Annotated in this window: 15 protein-coding genes; 4 read left to right on the forward strand and 11 right to left on the reverse strand. The window is 64.0% G+C overall.

Going from position 1 to position 15,490, the window contains the following annotated elements; translation table 11 throughout:
* Positions 1–121 precede the first annotated feature (121 nt).
* The 10 genes from BUC40_RS13105 to BUC40_RS13150 form a co-directional block, all read right to left on the reverse strand.
* The gene (locus BUC40_RS13105) at positions 122–337 is read right to left on the reverse strand and encodes a TOBE domain-containing protein (RefSeq protein ID WP_013793202.1); all 216 of its coding nucleotides are present in this window, start codon (positions 335–337) and stop codon (positions 122–124) included.
* 51 nt (positions 338–388) lie between these two features.
* Positions 389–1,201, reverse strand: coding sequence for an aliphatic sulfonates ABC transporter ATP-binding protein (ssuB, locus tag BUC40_RS13110; RefSeq protein ID WP_073266378.1), 813 nt, complete (start codon positions 1,199–1,201; stop codon positions 389–391).
* Positions 1,198–1,989, reverse strand: a complete 792-nt coding sequence (ssuC, locus tag BUC40_RS13115; protein WP_073266380.1) for an aliphatic sulfonate ABC transporter permease SsuC — start codon at positions 1,987–1,989, stop codon at positions 1,198–1,200. Before ssuC ends, ssuB begins: the two co-directional genes overlap by 4 nt.
* A 51-nt stretch (positions 1,990–2,040) precedes the next feature.
* Entirely contained in the window at positions 2,041–3,189 is a 1,149-nt protein-coding gene (ssuD, locus tag BUC40_RS13120) for an FMNH2-dependent alkanesulfonate monooxygenase (RefSeq protein WP_073266382.1), read from the reverse strand.
* 54 nt (positions 3,190–3,243) lie between these two features.
* Positions 3,244–4,224: a sulfonate ABC transporter substrate-binding protein gene (locus BUC40_RS13125; RefSeq protein WP_073266384.1), complete on the reverse strand. Its 981-nt coding sequence runs from the start codon at positions 4,222–4,224 to the stop codon at positions 3,244–3,246.
* A gap of 102 nt (positions 4,225–4,326) precedes the next feature.
* Complete coding sequence (ssuE, locus tag BUC40_RS13130) at positions 4,327–4,914, reverse strand: NADPH-dependent FMN reductase (RefSeq protein WP_073266386.1); 588 nt, start codon at positions 4,912–4,914, stop codon at positions 4,327–4,329.
* 9 nt (positions 4,915–4,923) lie between these two features.
* Positions 4,924–5,562: a peroxiredoxin gene (locus tag BUC40_RS13135; RefSeq protein ID WP_073266388.1), complete on the reverse strand. Its 639-nt coding sequence runs from the start codon at positions 5,560–5,562 to the stop codon at positions 4,924–4,926.
* 137 nt (positions 5,563–5,699) lie between these two features.
* Positions 5,700–6,251 carry a sugar O-acetyltransferase gene (locus BUC40_RS13140; protein WP_073266390.1) on the reverse strand — a complete coding sequence of 184 codons (552 nt, stop codon included), beginning with the start codon at positions 6,249–6,251 and terminating at the stop codon, positions 5,700–5,702.
* 59 nt (positions 6,252–6,310) lie between these two features.
* A complete protein-coding gene (locus BUC40_RS13145) occupies positions 6,311–6,979 on the reverse strand; it encodes a DMP19 family protein (RefSeq protein ID WP_073266392.1) in 669 nt (222 codons plus the stop codon).
* Between the two features lie 80 nt (positions 6,980–7,059).
* Entirely contained in the window at positions 7,060–9,417 is a 2,358-nt protein-coding gene (locus BUC40_RS13150) for a DNA polymerase II (protein WP_073266394.1), read from the reverse strand.
* Positions 9,418–9,534: 117 nt separating this feature from the next.
* On the opposite strand from BUC40_RS13150, the gene BUC40_RS13155 reads away from it, so the two are divergent.
* Complete coding sequence (locus BUC40_RS13155; protein WP_073266396.1) at positions 9,535–10,167, forward strand: class I SAM-dependent methyltransferase; 633 nt, start codon at positions 9,535–9,537, stop codon at positions 10,165–10,167.
* A gap of 132 nt (positions 10,168–10,299) precedes the next feature.
* On the opposite strand, the gene BUC40_RS13160 is transcribed toward BUC40_RS13155, so the two are convergent.
* Positions 10,300–12,171, reverse strand: coding sequence for a potassium transporter Kup (locus BUC40_RS13160; RefSeq protein WP_083593521.1), 1,872 nt, complete (start codon positions 12,169–12,171; stop codon positions 10,300–10,302).
* Between the two features lie 166 nt (positions 12,172–12,337).
* Between BUC40_RS13160 and BUC40_RS13165 the strand changes: the two genes are divergently transcribed.
* From BUC40_RS13165 to betI, 3 genes are all read left to right on the forward strand, one after another.
* Positions 12,338–13,870 carry a sensor histidine kinase gene (locus BUC40_RS13165; protein WP_073266398.1) on the forward strand — a complete coding sequence of 511 codons (1,533 nt, stop codon included), beginning with the start codon at positions 12,338–12,340 and terminating at the stop codon, positions 13,868–13,870.
* Positions 13,863–14,555 (forward strand): response regulator, encoded by a 693-nt coding sequence (locus tag BUC40_RS13170; protein ID WP_073266400.1) that lies wholly within the window; start codon positions 13,863–13,865, stop codon positions 14,553–14,555. Before BUC40_RS13165 ends, BUC40_RS13170 begins: the two co-directional genes overlap by 8 nt.
* Before the next feature lie 61 nt (positions 14,556–14,616).
* Entirely contained in the window at positions 14,617–15,207 is a 591-nt protein-coding gene (gene betI, locus BUC40_RS13175; protein WP_073266402.1) for a transcriptional regulator BetI, read from the forward strand.
* Positions 15,208–15,490: the final 283 nt, after the last annotated feature.

Here is a 15,490-nt window from a genome sequence, read left to right on the forward strand (position 1 = left end):
ACAGCCAAAGGCTAGGTCGCGGATGGTGAGGCCACAACCTATCTATGTGGGAGCGCGCCATGTGCGCGACTTCGCGGGCACGACTCGCTCCCACAGGCTGCCCGTGAACGACGCAGCGCGATCAGAGCTTGGCGATCGACACTTCGGTGGACTTCACGAAGGCAATCACTTCGCTGCCCACGCCCAGTTCCAGCTCGCGTACAGAGCGGGTGGTGATAACCGAGGTGACGATGCCAGCAGCGGTTTGCACGTCGATTTCCGACAGCACATCGCCTTCGACGATTTCCTTGATGGTTCCTTTGAACTGGTTGCGAACGTTGATGGCTTTAATGGTCATGGCTAAATCTCCAGGGGTCGTAAGGTGCCCACAACGGGCTTCAAGTCAGGGTTAGAGCGCCCAGCGCAGCTGGGTCGGTAGGGGTGAAACCGGGTCGGGCTGCGCCGGCAGCGCAGGGATTTGCAGCACGCGGTTGAGCACGTCGGCTTCCAGCTCGGCCAGGTAGGCAGAGCCGCGATTGCGTGGGCGCGGCAGGTTCACCTCAAGGTCGAGACCGATCTCGCCATCTTCGATGAGGATCACTCGATCCGCCGTAGCCACCGCTTCGCTGACGTCATGGGTGACCAGCAGCACGGTGAAACCATGCTTTTTCCACAGGCCTTCGATCAGTTGCTGCATCTCGATGCGGGTTAGCGCGTCGAGAGCACCGAGGGGTTCATCGAGCAACAGCAGGCGAGGCTCGTGGATCAGTGCGCGGGCCAGGGCGACGCGTTGCTTCTGGCCACCGGACAGCGCCGCCGGCCACTCGTTGGCGCGATCCGCCAGGCCCACGGCTTCTAGAACGTGCTGAGCCTTGGGCCGCCAATTGCCGGTCAGGCCCAGGCCGACGTTGTCGATCACCCGCTTCCAGGGCAGCAGACGCGCTTCCTGGAACATCAGCCGGGTATCGTCGCGGCTCGCCGCCAACGGCGCATTGCCCGCCAGCAGTTCACCACCAGTCGGCTGATCGAGACCAGCAAGCAGGCGCAGCAAGGTGCTCTTGCCACAACCACTGCGGCCAACCACAGCGACAAACTGGCCAGCTGGAATCGTTAGGTCGATATCCTTGAGCACCTGACGCTCGCCAAAGGATTTCTGAATACCGCGAATAGTCAGCGGTGTACCTCGCTTGAGGTCATGCAAAGCGTTCAATGGGGCATTCATTTCGCAGCCGCTCCCTGATAAGCCGGGTGCCAGCGCAACCAGGCACGCTCGAGACCACGTGCAGCGACGTCGGCCAGCTTGCCGAGCACGGCGTAAAGCAGGATCGCCAGCACCACCACGTCGGTCTGCAGGAATTCGCGGGCATTCATCGCCAGGTAACCGATGCCACTGCTGGCGGAGATGGTTTCGGCGACGATCAGGGTCAGCCACATCAGGCCGAGGGCGAAGCGCACGCCGACCAGAATCGACGGTAGCGCACCGGGCAGAATCACCTGACGGAACAGTGCAAAGCCGGACAGGCCATAGCTGCGCGCCATTTCCACCAGCGCCGGGTCGACGTTGCGGATGCCGTGGTAGGTGTTCAGGTAGATCGGGAACAGCGTGCCGAGGGCGACCAGAAAGATCTTCGCGCTCTCGTCGATGCCGAACCACAGGATCACCAGCGGGATAAGTGCTAGGTGCGGCACGTTGCGGATCATCTGCACCGAGCTGTCGATCAGCCGCTCACCCCAGGTCGACAGACCGGTGATGAAGCCCAGCACCAGGCCGATGCCGCCACCGATGGCGAAACCGACGCCGGCGCGCCAGCCGCTGATTGCCAGATGGGTCCAGATTTCACCGCTGGAAAGTAACTGCCAACCAGCCTCAAGCACGGCGCTCGGCGCCGGCAGAATGCGTGTGGACAACAGACCGAAGGCCACCGAACCTTGCCAGGCAACGAGCAGCGCCACCGGCAGCGCCCACGGCGCCAGGCGCTGGGCCAGGTTATTTAAAGACGTATTGCTCATCGCGTACCTCGACGATCATCGCGAGGCCGGGCTCTTGCGCCCGGCCGTTGTTCAACTGGCCGAAGCCGCCTTGGGCAGAATGTCGTTGGCGACCATTTCACCGAACGGGCTCACGTAGTTGGCGCCTTCCGGCAACGCCGGGCGGTTCACCTCCAAATGGGGGAATAGCAACTCGGCAACGCGATAGGATTCTTCGAGATGTGGATAACCGGAGAAGATGAAGGTATCGATGCCCAGCGCGGCGTATTCCTTGACCCGCTCGGCGACCGTCGGGCCATCGCCGACCAGTGCGGTACCGGCGCCACCACGCACCAGGCCGACACCGGCCCAGAGGTTTGGCGAGACTTCCAGGTTGTCCTTGCTGCCACCGTGCAGGGCGGCCATGCGCTGCTGGCCGACCGAGTCGAAGCGCGCCAGGGATGCCTGGGCACGGGCGATGGTGTCGTCATCAACGTGGGCAATCAGCTTGTCGGCGGCCTTCCAGGCTTCCTCAACGGTTTCCCGCACGATGACGTGCAAGCGAATACCAAAGCGCACTTCGCGGCCCTGAGCCTTGGCCTTCTCGCGCACTTGGGCGATTTTCTCGGCCACCGCAGCGGGCGGCTCGCCCCAGGTCAGGTACAGCTCGACCTGCTCGGCAGCGAGATCCTGCGCTGCTTCCGATGAGCCACCGAAATACAGCGGCGGCCGCGGTTGCTGGACGGGCGGATAGAGCAGCTTGGCGCCCTTCACCTGAATGTGTTTGCCGTCATAGTCGACCACCTCACCTTCCAGCACGCGGCGCCAGATGCGGGTGAACTCGACGGAGGCTTCGTAGCGCTCGGCATGGGACAGATTCAGGCCGTCACCAGCCAGCTCATCCGGATCGCCACCGGTCACCAGGTTGAACAGCGCACGACCGCCGGACAGCCGATCCAGCGTCGCCGCCTGGCGTGCGGCCACGGTTGGCGAAATGATCCCTGGGCGCAGGGCGACGAGGAATTTCAGCCGTTGCGTCACCGGAATCAACGAAGCGGCGACCAACCACGAGTCTTCGCACGAGCGCCCGGTGGGAATCAGCACGCCGCCGAAACCGAGGCGGTCAGCCGCCTGGGCAATCTGCTGCAGGTAGCCGTGATCAACGGCGCGGGCCCCTTGCGAGGTACCGAGGTAATGGCCATCGCCGTGGGTCGGCAGGAACCAGAAGATGTTGAGGCTCATGGAGTGGTCTCCTTGGAAATCGCGAGGCCCCCGCCCAATGGCGGGGGCGAAAATTTATTGCTTGGCGACTTTGGCGGCCGGCGCATGCCAGATCACGTCACTGATGTTCAGCTTCTTGGGGATCAGCTTGAGTGCCGTGAAGGTGTCGGCGATCTTCTGCTGGGCCTCGACCACCTCTGGGGTGATGGGCTGTGCACCGTAGCTTTGCCGCTGCACCGCCAGGAGGGTGATGTCCGCGGACAGGCCGAGTATCGGCGCGACCTGGGCCGTGGCTTCATCGTTATTGGCCTTGACCCACTCGCCGATGGCACGGATTTCCTCGACCAGCACTTCGATCACTTCCGGGTGCTGCTCGGCATAGGGGCGGGTCGCCAGGTAGAACTGGTGGTTGCTCACCAGGCCTGTGCCGTCGATCAGGGTGCGTGCCTGCAGTTGCTGTTCGGCAGCTGCCTGGAAGGGATCCCAGATAACCCAGGCATCAACGCTGCCACGCTCGAAGGCGGCGCGGGCATCGGCAGGCGGCAGGTACACCGGCTGGATGTCGCTGTATTTCAGGCCGGCATCTTCCAGTGCGCGCACCAGCAGGTAGTGCACGTTGGAGCCCTTGTTGAGCACCACTTTCTTGCCTTTGAGGTCAGCGACCGACTTGATCGGTGAATCCTTGGGCACCAGGATGGCTTCGCTGGTCGGGGCTGGCGGCTCGAAGGCCACGTAAAGCAGATCCGCACCGGCGGCCTGGGCGAATACCGGTGGCGTCTCGCCGGTGGTACCGAAATCCACCGAGCCAACGTTCAGGCCTTCGAGCAGCTGCGGGCCGCCGGGGAACTCGGTCCATTTGACGTCGATGCCCTTGGCCGCCAGGCGTTTTTCCAGCGCGCCGTTGGCCTTGAGCAGCACCAGGGTGCCGTACTTCTGATAACCGATACGCAAGACGCTCTTGTTATCAGGAGCTGCCTGGGCGTGAGTAATGGCGCCGAAGGAAATGGCCGCGGCAAACAAGGCGACCAGACTCCGACGCAGGGTGATAGTGCGCATGGCGCTCTCCTCTGCATTGAGTGTTTGGCCACCTGCTGCCTCGTTGACGGGCTAGTAAGGTGGGGTGGCGGCGAACTGCCAGGAATGTAGGTGTGGGTTACTTCAGGCGCTCCAGCGCCCGCTTAGCAGTCGCTCGTTCAACAGGCCCGGCGCGATGGGCTGGGGGCGGCGATCGAGCGCCTGAGTCAGCTGTTGCAAGGCGTCGTCCAGACGCTGCTCCAGAGCCGGCGACAGATCGCCACCAGCCTCGGTGTAGGTAATCTGGCTGTCATCGGCGAATACGCCGTGCAGCACTTCCTGGGCCTTGAGCGCGGACAGCACCGGCTTCAGGGCGTAATCCACCGCCAGCATGTGCGCGTTGCTGCCGCCGGTAGCCACTGGCAACACCACCTTGTGGTGCAGCGCTCGCTCGGGCAGTACATCGAGTAAGGTTTTAAGGGCGCCAGAGAACGACGCCTTGTACACCGGCGTCGCCACCACCAGCCCATCCGCCGCCGCCACATGGGCCTGTAAGCCTTGGATACGCGGGCTGTCGAAGCGGGCGAACAGCAGGTCCTCGGCCTCGAAGTCGCGCACCTGGTAGGTCACCACTTCCACGCCACGCGCCTGCAGCCACTGCCGCGCTTTATCCAGCAATACATTGGAGCGCGACTTCAGGCTCGGGCTGCCGCCCAGAAAAACCACCAACATGGGACGTCCTTACTTGTTTGGCTGCGGGGTGAGGCGCAGGTAGGGCTTCACGGCGCGATAGCCTTTGGGGAAGCGCTGTTTGATCTCGTCTTCGTCCTTGAGCGACGGCACGATCACCACCTCGTCACCGTCCTGCCAGTTGGCCGGTGTGGCCACCTTGTGGCTGTCGGTGAGCTGCAGCGAATCGATCACTCGCAGAATTTCATGGAAGTTACGCCCGGTGCTCGCCGGGTAGGTGATGGTCAGGCGCACCTTCTTGTTCGGGTCGATGACGAACAGCGAACGCACCGTCAGGGTGTCGTTGGCATTGGGGTGAATCAGGTCATAGAGTTCGGACACCTTGCGGTCGGCGTCGGCCAGAATCGGGAAGTTGACGGCGGTGTTCTGGGTTTCGTTGATGTCGTCGATCCACTTGATGTGCGAATCGACCGGGTCGACGGACAGGGCGATGGCCTTGACGTTGCGCTTGGCGAACTCGTCCTTCAGCTTGGCGGTGAAGCCCAGCTCGGTGGTACACACCGGGGTGAAGTCGGCCGGGTGCGAGAACAGCACGCCCCACTGGTTGCCCAGCCACTCGTGGAAACGAATGCGGCCTTCACTGGAATCCTGCTCGAAGTCGGGGGCGATGTCGCCCAGGCGGATGCTCATGGCTGTGCTCCTCAGGTGAGTCGTTGCGTGGCGCTCACTATGCTGAGGAATACAAAAGTTTAAAAAGAATAAATAACGATTTATTTATAACCAAAATATCGCAAGCGTTATAGCCGGAGAGCCCCCTATTTATCAGCTCAATCCAGCACTCGCGCTGGATTTCCGGCCACCTTGGCGCCAGCCGGCACGTCGCGGGTCACCACGCTGCCGGCGCCGATCAGCGCATCGTCGCCTACCGTTACCCCCGGCAGAATCAACGCGCCAGCGCCGATCCACACGTTACGGCCGATGCTCACCGGCCGGCCGAATTCCAGGCCGGACTCGCGTTCGCCCGCATCGCGCGGATGATCAGCGGTAAGAATCTGCACGCCGGGACCGATCTGCGTCTTGTCGCCAATGCTCACCGCCACCACGTCGAGAATCACGCAGTTGAAGTTGATGAACACGCCGTCGCCCAGGCTGATATTGAAGCCGTAGTCGCAGTGAAACGGCGAGCGCACCACCACGCCCTTGCCGACCGCCGCCAGGCGCTCGCCCAGCACCTGATTGCGCTCGGCCTGGGACAACCCCAGTTTGGCGTTGTAGCGCGCCAGCCAGGCCATGGTCGCGGCGCTGTCGGCCTGCAGTTCCGGGTCACTGGCCAGATAGAGTTCGCCGGTGAGCATCTTGTGTTTTTCACTGAGCGCCATGGCGGGTCGCCTCCTTACGAATGTCCAGTAAGGAGCCCAATGCACGAGTGAGGTTCAGGCTAATCGGCCGGCGGTCGCTCGGCCTCGACGATCAGGAAGTGATGCAGCGCCCGGATCGGCAGGTCGGTGATCAAGGCATCGAAGCCATCGTCCAACTCATCGATGCGGGCGTTCTCCGCCTCGTTGAGCCAGCTGCAGATGCTCCACAGCTCGATCTCCTCGGGCTCATCCTCCAAACGCGCAAACACCGCATACAGATCACGCAGTGCCTGGCAGGCAGCCGGCAGGCCGATCAGGGTCAGCGCCTGCTGCGCCAGCCCGAAGGTCGGCATGCCCCAGTTGGCGAAGAACTGCATCAGGCCGCCGTTGTAGTAATCGGCCTGCAAACGCCATAGCACCACCAGATGGCGATCCCGTGGGCTGATCGCCTCTAGGTCCCAGCCGGCCGCATCGAGGCGTCGCAGGGCCTGGTCCTGCAGATCGTCCCAGGCCAGGTCAATGCTGTCGCACAGCCCCGCGTCATGATGCCGCCAACTGGCGAAGAAACCGCCGCCCTCCAGCCGAACGTCGTCACGCTGCGCGCCGGCAAGACGATCGAGGCGCAGATAACCGTCGTGCTTGAGGGCAAACTGCTGGCCGTTGCGCAGGTGGATATGCGCGGCCTGGCTGTCGACAGCGACGCGTTCGATCTGCAGGCAGCCAAGCTCGGCATGCAGGGGATGGATCATCGGAGCTCCGGTGGATGGTGAAAGCAGCCTCGACGATGCCAGAGCCGCGGCACGAGAGCCAGGCGCAAGGCCGTGCAAACTCAAAACAGCTCCAGCTGCCCGCCGACCAGCGCACTGAAGTCATCGTCCACAAACGGCAGGATGGCATCGGCCACCGGCTGCAGCTGCTTGCCCAGGTAGTGACCGTAATCGATGGGCGCGCGGCGCAGTTCCAAGGGTTCCGGGCCGGCGACGCTGATCACGTAGCTGATCCAGCCGCCGCTCTGGTACTGGCGCGGGCGGCCCATTTCGTCGTTATGGGCATCGGCCAGGCGCGCGGCACGCACATGGGGTGGCACGTTGCGCTGGTAATCGTCGAGGCGCCTGCGCAGGCGTTTGCGATACACCAGGCGCTCGTCGAACTCGCCGGCGAGGGTGCGCTGCACATAATCGCGTACGTAATCCTGATAAGGCTGGCCCTTGAAGATGCGCAGGTACAGCTCCTGCTGGAACTGCCGGGCCAGCGGCGACCAATCGCTGCGCACCGTTTCCAGGCCTTTGTAGACCATTTCCTCGCTGCCATCGCCGCGGCGGATCAGCCCGGCGTAGCGCTTCTTGCTGCCCTCCTCCATGCCGCGAATGGTCGGCATCAGAAAGCGCCTGAAATGGGTCTCGAACTGCAATTCCAGGGCGCTCTGCAAGCCGAACTCGGCCTGCAGATACTCGCGCCACCAGGCATTCACGCGCTGCACCAGGCCACGGCCGATGCGCTCGGCGTCCTCCTCGCCATGGGCGCTGCGCAGCCACACGAAGGTGGAGTCGGTGTCGCCGTAGATCACCGCGTGGCCCTCGGCCTCGATCAGCTCGCGAGTACGACGCATCACCTCATGGCCGCGCAGGGTGATGGACGACGCCAGGCGGGTGTCGAAGAAGCGACAGCCACTGGAACCGAGCACCCCGTAGAAGGCGTTCATGATGATCTTCAACGCCTGGGACAGCGGCGCGTTGCCGGCGCGCTTGGCCGCCTCGCGCCCCTGCCATACGCGCTCGACGATAGCCGGCAGGCAATGCTGGGTGCGCGAGAAACGCGCACCACGGAAGCCGGGAATCGAGTGCTCGTCATCGGGCTGGCGCAGGCCCTCGATCAGCCCCACCGGGTCGATCAGAAAGGTGCGGATCAGCGACGGATAGAGGCTCTTGTAGTCGAGTACCAGCACCGACTCGTACAGCCCCGGCCGCGAATCCATGACGAAACCACCGGGGCTGGCCTCGGGCGGGCGCTCGCCCTGATTGGGCGCGACGAAGCCCTGGCGGTGCATCAGCGGCATGTACAGGTGGCTGAAGGCGGCCACCGAGCCGCCGCTGCGGTCCACCGGTAGGCCGGTGACCGTGGCGCGCTCGAGCAGGAAGATGAGCAGCTCTGTCTTGGCGAAGATGCGCGTGACCAGTTCGCAGTCCTTGAGGTTGTAGCGGGCCAGGGCCGGCTTGTCCTCGGCGAACATGCGGTTGATCTCGTCCATGCGCTGGTAGGGATTGTCGATCGCCTTGCCCTCGCCGAGCAGTTGCTGGGCGACGCTTTCCAGGCTGAAGGACTGGAAGCTCCAGGTCGCCGAACGCAGTGCCTCGATGCCGTCGATGATCAGCCGTCCCGGCGCGCTGGCGAAGAAGTGCTGCTTGGAGCCGTGTTCGCGCCAGTTCAGCAGCTCGCCGCCACGCCCGAGGCGCAGCGGCACCTGCAGGCGCTGGGCATGTTCGTGCAGAACGCGCAGGTCGAACTGCACCACGTTCCAGCCGATAATGGCGTCCGGATCATGGCGCTCCAGCCAGTCGTTCAGCGCCTCCAGCAACGCGGCGCGGCTGTCCAGGTAATCGAGGTCGAAGTCGACCTCTGCCTCGCGATTCGGCGGCCCGAGCATATACACCTGGCGCTGGCCGCAGCCCTCCAGGGCGATGGAATACAGCTCGCCACGCTCGGTGGTCTCGATATCCAGGGACACCAGTTTGAGCTGCGGGCGATAGTCCGGCGCCGGCTTGAGCTGCGCATCGACCAGTACGCCATCCGCGGCCTCGGTGCCGCCGAACAGCACCGGCGCGGTGATGAAACGCTCCATCAGGTAGCGCTCGGGCGGACGAATATCCGCCTCGTAGACATCCACCCCGCCCTGGCGCAGGGTCTGCTCCAGCTGGATCAGCGGGCGTTGCTGAGAGCAGTAGAGACCGAGTACCGGCCTCTGGTTGAAATCGCGCAGTTGCAGCGGACGCAGCTCGAACTGCTGGTCGCCGGCGATCAAGGTCTCGGCGCGGGCACGCTGTTCGGCAGGAATGAAGGCCACCGAGGTTTGCGGTGGCAGGCGCACCAGCCGCGGGCCGTTGTCGGTCGACAGCCAGAATTCCACCTGGCTGCCGGCCGGCGTGTCACGCCAATGCCGGGTCAGGACGAAGCCCTGCTGTAGATCCACCCTGTCACCTCGAATGCTGTTCAGGGTGCGATGTTATCGCGCATCGCCGCAGCCCGCCCGCGCAAAGCCTGCACGATGCGGTTAAATAGGCGCCCACGTTTTGCGCAGGCGCTCGTCATGCCCCTCGACCACGACCAATTGCAACAGATCACCAGCCGCACCCTGGCCCATTATCAGGCCAGCGCCGAAGGCTTTCGCGAAGGCACCCGCGACCATGACGTCAGCCAGAACATCGACGCCCTGCTGCGTCATATTCGCGGCAATGCGCCCCTGAGCATTCTCGACTTCGGCTGTGGCCCCGGCCGGGATCTGCGCACGTTCAGCGCCCTTGGTCACCAGCCAATCGGGATCGACGGCTGCCCGCAGTTCGTCGCCATGGCCCGCGCCGACAGTGGCTGCGAGGTCTGGCAGCAGGACTTTCTCGCCCTGGATCTACCGGCCGAGCGCTTCGACGGCATCTTCGCCAACGCCGTGCTGTTCCATATTCCGAGCCAGGAACTGCCGCGGGTGCTCAAGGAACTGCGCGCCAGTCTGAAGCCGGGCGGCGTGCTGTTCAGCTCCAACCCGCGCGGTGAAAACCAGGAAGGCTGGAGCGGCGAACGCTACGGTGCCTGGCATGACCTGGAAAGCTGGCGCCGCCTGCTCAACGCCGCCGGTTTCGACGAACTGGAACACTACTACCGCCCAACCGGGCTACCCCGCGACCAACAGCCCTGGCTGGCGAGCGTTTGGCGGCGCTGCGATGCCTGACCGTGATGGCTATAAGGGACATTCGTAGGGTGGACGACGCTTTACCCGTCCACCGCTCGGCGATCGCAATGGTGGACAAAAAGAGCGTTGTCGTCCCTACGCAGTGAGCGGCTGCTACCGCCTTTTCCCGGTCTAAATCTCCACCTGCGTCCCCAACTCGATCACCCGGTTCACCGGCAGCCTGAAGAAGCCCAGCGAGCTACCGGCATTCTTCTGCAACACGGCGAACAGACGCTCGCGCCACATGGCCATGCCGATGCGCTCGGATGGGATCACCGTCTCCCGGCTGAGGAAGTAGGTGGTCTGCATCGGCTGGCAGTCGATGCCCTTGTCACCGAGCTGGGCCAGGGCACGGGGAATGTCCGGCGCCTCCATGAAGCCGAAGTGCAGGCGTACACGGTAGAAGCCCTGGTCGTAGGTCTCCAGATCGAAACGCTCGGCCAGTGGCACCCGCGGGCGGTCCTCGTAGACCACAGTAAGCAGCATCACCCGCTCGTGCAGCACTTGGTTGTGCAAAAGGTTATGCAGCAATGCATGGGGCACCACATCGACGCGGCTGGTCAGGAATACCGCCGTGCCACTCACCCGATGCGGCGGCTGCAGGGCGATGCTGGCGATAAAGTCGCGCAGCGCCAGGGAATGCTCGTCGAGCCGTTCGAGTACCAATTGGCGACCACGCTTCCAGGTGGTCATCAGGCCGAACAACAGGATGCCGACGATCATCGGCACCGCGCCGCCGCCGATGATCTTCGGCACGTTGGCGGCGAAGAAGATGCCATCGACCAGCAGGAACACCGCCAGCAGCGGTACCGCCAGCACTTTCGGCCAACGCCACAGCAGCAGGATCACTGCCGACACCAGCAGCGTGGTGCACAGCATGGTCCCTGTCACCGCAACACCATAAGCACCAGCCAGGCCACTAGACGACTGGAAGCCGATCACCAGCAGCACGACGCCAACCAGCAGCATGCTGTTGATCATCGGAATGTAGATCTGCCCTTGTTCGGCGCTGGAGGTGTGCAGTATCTGCATGCGCGGCACATAGCCAAGCTGGATCGCCTGGCGAGTCACCGAGAAAGCACCAGTGATCACCGCCTGGGAAGCGATGATGGTGGCTACCGTCGATAGGCCGATCAGCGGGATCAAGGCCCAGCCCGGTGCCAGCAGGTAGAACGGGTTGCGCACCGTTTCAGGGTCGATCAGTAGCAGGGCGCCCTGGCCGAAGTAGTTGAGCAGCAGGCCCGGAAAGGCCAGAAACAGCCAGGCGTGCACGATGGGTTTGCGACCGAAATGGCCGAGGTCGGCATACAGCGCTTCGGCGCCGGTAATGGTCAGCACCACCGCCCCCATCACCGTCAGGCCGATCAATGGGTTGGTGATAAAGAACTGCAACGCCCAGTAGGGATTGAGCGCCAGTAGCACCTCCGGGCGCTGCACGATGCCATGCACACCCAGCGCGCCAAGCACCAGAAACCAGATCACCATCACTGGCCCGAACAGGTAACCGATGCGCGCCGTGCCGTGGCGCTGCAGCAGGAACAGCGGAATCAGGATCAACAGCGCCAGTGGTACCACCCAGTGATCGATACCGTCGACCACCAGGCCGACGCCTTCCACGGCGGAGAGCACCGACACCGCCGGCGTGAGCATGCTGTCACCATAGAACAATGCGGCGCCGAACAGCCCGAGCATGATCAGCAGCGTGCGCAGCCGCGGATAATCGGCAGCCGCACGTTGCGCCAGGGCGGTGAGCGCCATGATGCCGCCCTCGCCGCCGTTGTCGGCGCGCAGAATGAACATCACGTACTTGACCGTGACTACCAGGGTCAGCGACCAGCAGATCAGCGACAGAATGCCCAGCACGCTGGCCTGGGACAGACCGACGCCGTAATGCGGCGAGAAAATTTCCTTGAGGGCATACAGCGGGCTGGTGCCGATATCGCCATACACGATGCCGGCGGCGCCAATCAGTAGCGCAACAGATGAAGTGCGGGTGGTGCTCACTTTACGAGATATCCCTGAAGTTACGATGCCTCGGGTATACGCCGAGTTCGCCAGCTCATCAGCCTTGCGCCGCTGACTTTTACGCAATCTTTACGCGTCGTCACGCTTCTTTACGCCAACCTTGCACGGCGCCATGATCTGCCCATCACCTGCACCGGAAATCCGCATGCCCAGCGCAGCCGACAAACTTAGCCGAACGACGCTCGCACCAGCGCGTGATTACCTGCTGGCCACACTTGCCGCAGGGCTGGGGTGCCTCCTGGCACTGGCAGTTTCACGTTGGCTGGATCTGCCGAACATCTCCCTGGTGTTCCTCTCCGTGGTACTGGTGGTGGCGGTGCGCAGCAGCGTCGGCCCGGCCCTGCTGTGTGCCCTGCTGTCGTTCGCGGCCTACGGCTTCTGCTTTTTGCCGCCAACCTGGTCGGTAGTGGTGCACCGCGAGCAGGACGTACTGACCCTCATGTTCTTCCTACTCATCGCCCTGCTGACCGGCAACCTCGCCGCTCGCCAGCGCCAGCAATTGCTTGCCCTGCAGGCGTCCCAGCGGCAGACCCAGAGCCTGCTGGGCTTCGTTGAGCAGCTGTCCAGCGCCCAGGACCAGCGTGACCTGCTGGCCGCCATGCTCAGCCAGCTGGATCTGCCGGCCGAGCGCTTGTGCCTGCTCAGCCGCGACGCCCAGGGCAACTGGCACCAGGCCGACGGCAGCCGGCTCGCCCTCAGCGAACTGGAGCGCATCAGCGCCGAGCACGCCTGGCAGAATCGCCATCCGCGCGGCTACGACAGCCACAGCCTGACCCATCCGCACTGGTGGTGGTGGCCGCTGATGGACGCCGACCAGCCGTTGGCTCTGCTGGGCATGCGCACCGCCCAGGGTGACCCGCCGGCCGGCGAGCAGCGCCAACTGATCGACGTGCTGCTGCCGCTGATGGCCCATGCTCTGGCCCGCGTGCAGCTGGTCGAAACCCTCGGCCACACGCGCTTGCAGCATGAAACCGAGCGCCTGCGCAGCGCCCTGCTCGCTTCGGTATCCCACGATTTGCGCACGCCGCTGACCGCCATGCGCGGCAATATCGAAACCCTTCAGCTGTTCATCGACAGCCTCGACACGGCGACCCGCGACGACCTGCTGCAAAGCACCGCCAGCGAGGCTTCGCGCTTGGATCGCTATATCCAGAACCTGCTGGACATGACCCGCCTCGGCCACGGCGGCCTGCACCTGGAGCGCGACTGGGTAGCCGCCAGCGACCTGCTTGCTGCCGCCCTGCAACGCCTGCAACCGGTGCTGCAGCACCTGCAGGTGCGTATGCAAGTACCCGCTGATCTGCCGCTGCTGTGGGTGCAGGGTGCGTTGATAGAACAGGCGCTGGTCAACGTACTGGACAACGCAGCGCGCTTCTCGCCGCCTGGCGGGGTGATCGATATCCGTCTGAACCACGACGGCGAGACCTTCAGCTTCGCCATCAGCGATCAAGGCCCGGGCATTCCCGCCGACGAACAGACGCAGATCTTCGACCTCTTCTACACCGCCGCCCGTGGTGACCGCGGCGGCCAGGGCACCGGCCTGGGCCTGGCGATCTGCCTGGGAATGCTCAACGCCCACGGCGGGACCGCACGGGTCGAGTCGACGCCAGGTCAGGGCACCACGGTAATTCTGAAGCTGCCTTTGCAGCACCCTGACGAGGGCGCCCGCCATGAGTGATGCACGCATTCTGCTGGTCGACGACGAAGCGGCGATCCGAAAATTCCTGCGTATCGGCCTACGGGCCCACGGCTATCAGGTGCTGGAGGCCGACTGTGGTGAAGCGGCGCTGCGCGTGGCGGCACTGGAGCAACCCGATCTGGTGGTGCTCGACCTTGGCCTGCCGGACCTGGACGGCCAGGAGGTGCTGACCAGCCTGCGTGAGTGGTCGAGCGTGCCAGTGCTGGTGCTTTCGGTACGGGCCGGCGAAAAGGACAAGGTGCAGGCCCTCGACAATGGTGCCAACGATTACGTGAGCAAACCGTTTGGCGTACAGGAGTTTCTCGCCCGCGTACGCGCTCTGCTGCGCAGCCGCCCGGTCAGCGACAAGCCGGCAGCGGCGCTGATAAGTGGCCAATTGCGGGTCGACTTCGCCTTTCGCCGCGTCACTCTGAACGATCAGGAAGTTAGCCTGACCCGCAAGGAATACGCGGTGCTCGAAGCCCTCGCCCGTCACCCCGGCATGGTCGTTACCCAGCAACAGCTGCTGCGCGACATATGGGGCCCCACCCATATCGAGCACAGCCATTACCTGCGCATCGTCATCGCCCACCTGCGTCAGAAGCTCGGCGATGACCCGGCGGCGCCCCGTTTGATCGTCACCGAAGCGGGCGTCGGCTACCGGCTGATCGCCCGAGAAACCTGAACGCGCCGACAACTCCGCGCGCTCTGTTAGACTCCGGCAACACCCCTCGCCGGAGAACACGATGCCCAAGGTCGGAATGCAACCGATCCGCCGCTCCCAGCTGATTGCGGCAACCCTGGAAGCCGTCGACCAGGTTGGCATGAGCGATGCCAGCATCGCCTATATCGCGCGCCTCGCCGGCGTGTCGAACGGCATCATCAGCCACTACTTCCAGGACAAGAACGGCCTGCTCGAAGCGACCATGCGCCACCTCATGCAGGCGTTGCGCGAGGCCGTGCACGCACGTTACCGACTGTTGCGCGAAGACACTCCACGGGCGCGTCTGCGCGCCATCATCGACGGCAACTTCGACGAAACCCAGGTCAGCGGCCCGGCGATGAAAACCTGGCTGGCGTTCTGGGCCAGCAGCATGCACCAGCCGGCCCTGCGCCGCCTGCAACGGGTCAACGACCAGCGCCTGTATTCCAACCTGTGCGGCCAGTTCCGCCGTGCGCTGCCGCAAGCACAAGCCCGCGCCGCAGCCCGTGGCCTGGCCGCGCTGATCGACGGCCTGTGGCTGCGCGGCGCCCTGAGCGGGGAAAACTTCGACACTCGCCAGGCGGCACAAATCGCCTACGACTACCTCGATTTGCAGTTAGCCAAGGCGCAGTGATCCGGCCGCCCTCGCACCTATCTATGAACTGACAGCTCTGTGGGAGCGGGCCATGCGCGCGAATCGCGGGCATGGACTAGGCGTCCCCGCCCGCTCCCACAGTCATCGTTCGTCCGAGGGTCCCCTGCAAAACACCTTAAGCCCAGCCCCCATGGCGCTCCTGGCACGCTTCTGGTCGCCCCCGGGATTTTTATTGATTGATCGATCAATAAAAATAAACTAGGCTGTTTTTCAACCAAATCGGCTGATATCCCTTTTCATCTCGCTCAGTCGATCCATTCGC

The sequence above is a fragment of the Phytopseudomonas punonensis genome (genome assembly GCF_900142655.1).
Classification (GTDB): Bacteria; Pseudomonadota; Gammaproteobacteria; order Pseudomonadales; family Pseudomonadaceae; genus Aquipseudomonas; species Aquipseudomonas punonensis.

Excerpts from the sequence above, each read along its gene's own strand:
- BUC40_RS13140 (WP_073266390.1), bottom strand. The coding sequence starts at position 6,251 with ATGGCGCTCAGTGAAAAACACAAGATGCTCACCGGCGAACTCTATCTG.
- BUC40_RS13155 (WP_073266396.1), top strand. The coding sequence starts at position 9,535 with ATGCCCCTCGACCACGACCAATTGCAACAGATCACCAGCCGCACCCTG.
- BUC40_RS13125 (WP_073266384.1), bottom strand. The coding sequence starts at position 4,224 with ATGCGCACTATCACCCTGCGTCGGAGTCTGGTCGCCTTGTTTGCCGCG.
- ssuE (WP_073266386.1), bottom strand. The coding sequence starts at position 4,914 with ATGTTGGTGGTTTTTCTGGGCGGCAGCCCGAGCCTGAAGTCGCGCTCC.
- ssuD (WP_073266382.1), bottom strand. The coding sequence starts at position 3,189 with ATGAGCCTCAACATCTTCTGGTTCCTGCCGACCCACGGCGATGGCCAT.
- BUC40_RS13135 (WP_073266388.1), bottom strand. The coding sequence starts at position 5,562 with ATGAGCATCCGCCTGGGCGACATCGCCCCCGACTTCGAGCAGGATTCC.
- ssuB (WP_073266378.1), bottom strand. The coding sequence starts at position 1,201 with ATGAATGCCCCATTGAACGCTTTGCATGACCTCAAGCGAGGTACACCG.
- BUC40_RS13105 (WP_013793202.1), bottom strand. The coding sequence starts at position 337 with ATGACCATTAAAGCCATCAACGTTCGCAACCAGTTCAAAGGAACCATC.
- BUC40_RS13165 (WP_073266398.1), top strand. The coding sequence starts at position 12,338 with ATGCCCAGCGCAGCCGACAAACTTAGCCGAACGACGCTCGCACCAGCG.
- BUC40_RS13145 (WP_073266392.1), bottom strand. The coding sequence starts at position 6,979 with ATGATCCATCCCCTGCATGCCGAGCTTGGCTGCCTGCAGATCGAACGC.
- ssuC (WP_073266380.1), bottom strand. The coding sequence starts at position 1,989 with ATGAGCAATACGTCTTTAAATAACCTGGCCCAGCGCCTGGCGCCGTGG.
- betI (WP_073266402.1), top strand. The coding sequence starts at position 14,617 with ATGCCCAAGGTCGGAATGCAACCGATCCGCCGCTCCCAGCTGATTGCG.
- BUC40_RS13170 (WP_073266400.1), top strand. The coding sequence starts at position 13,863 with ATGAGTGATGCACGCATTCTGCTGGTCGACGACGAAGCGGCGATCCGA.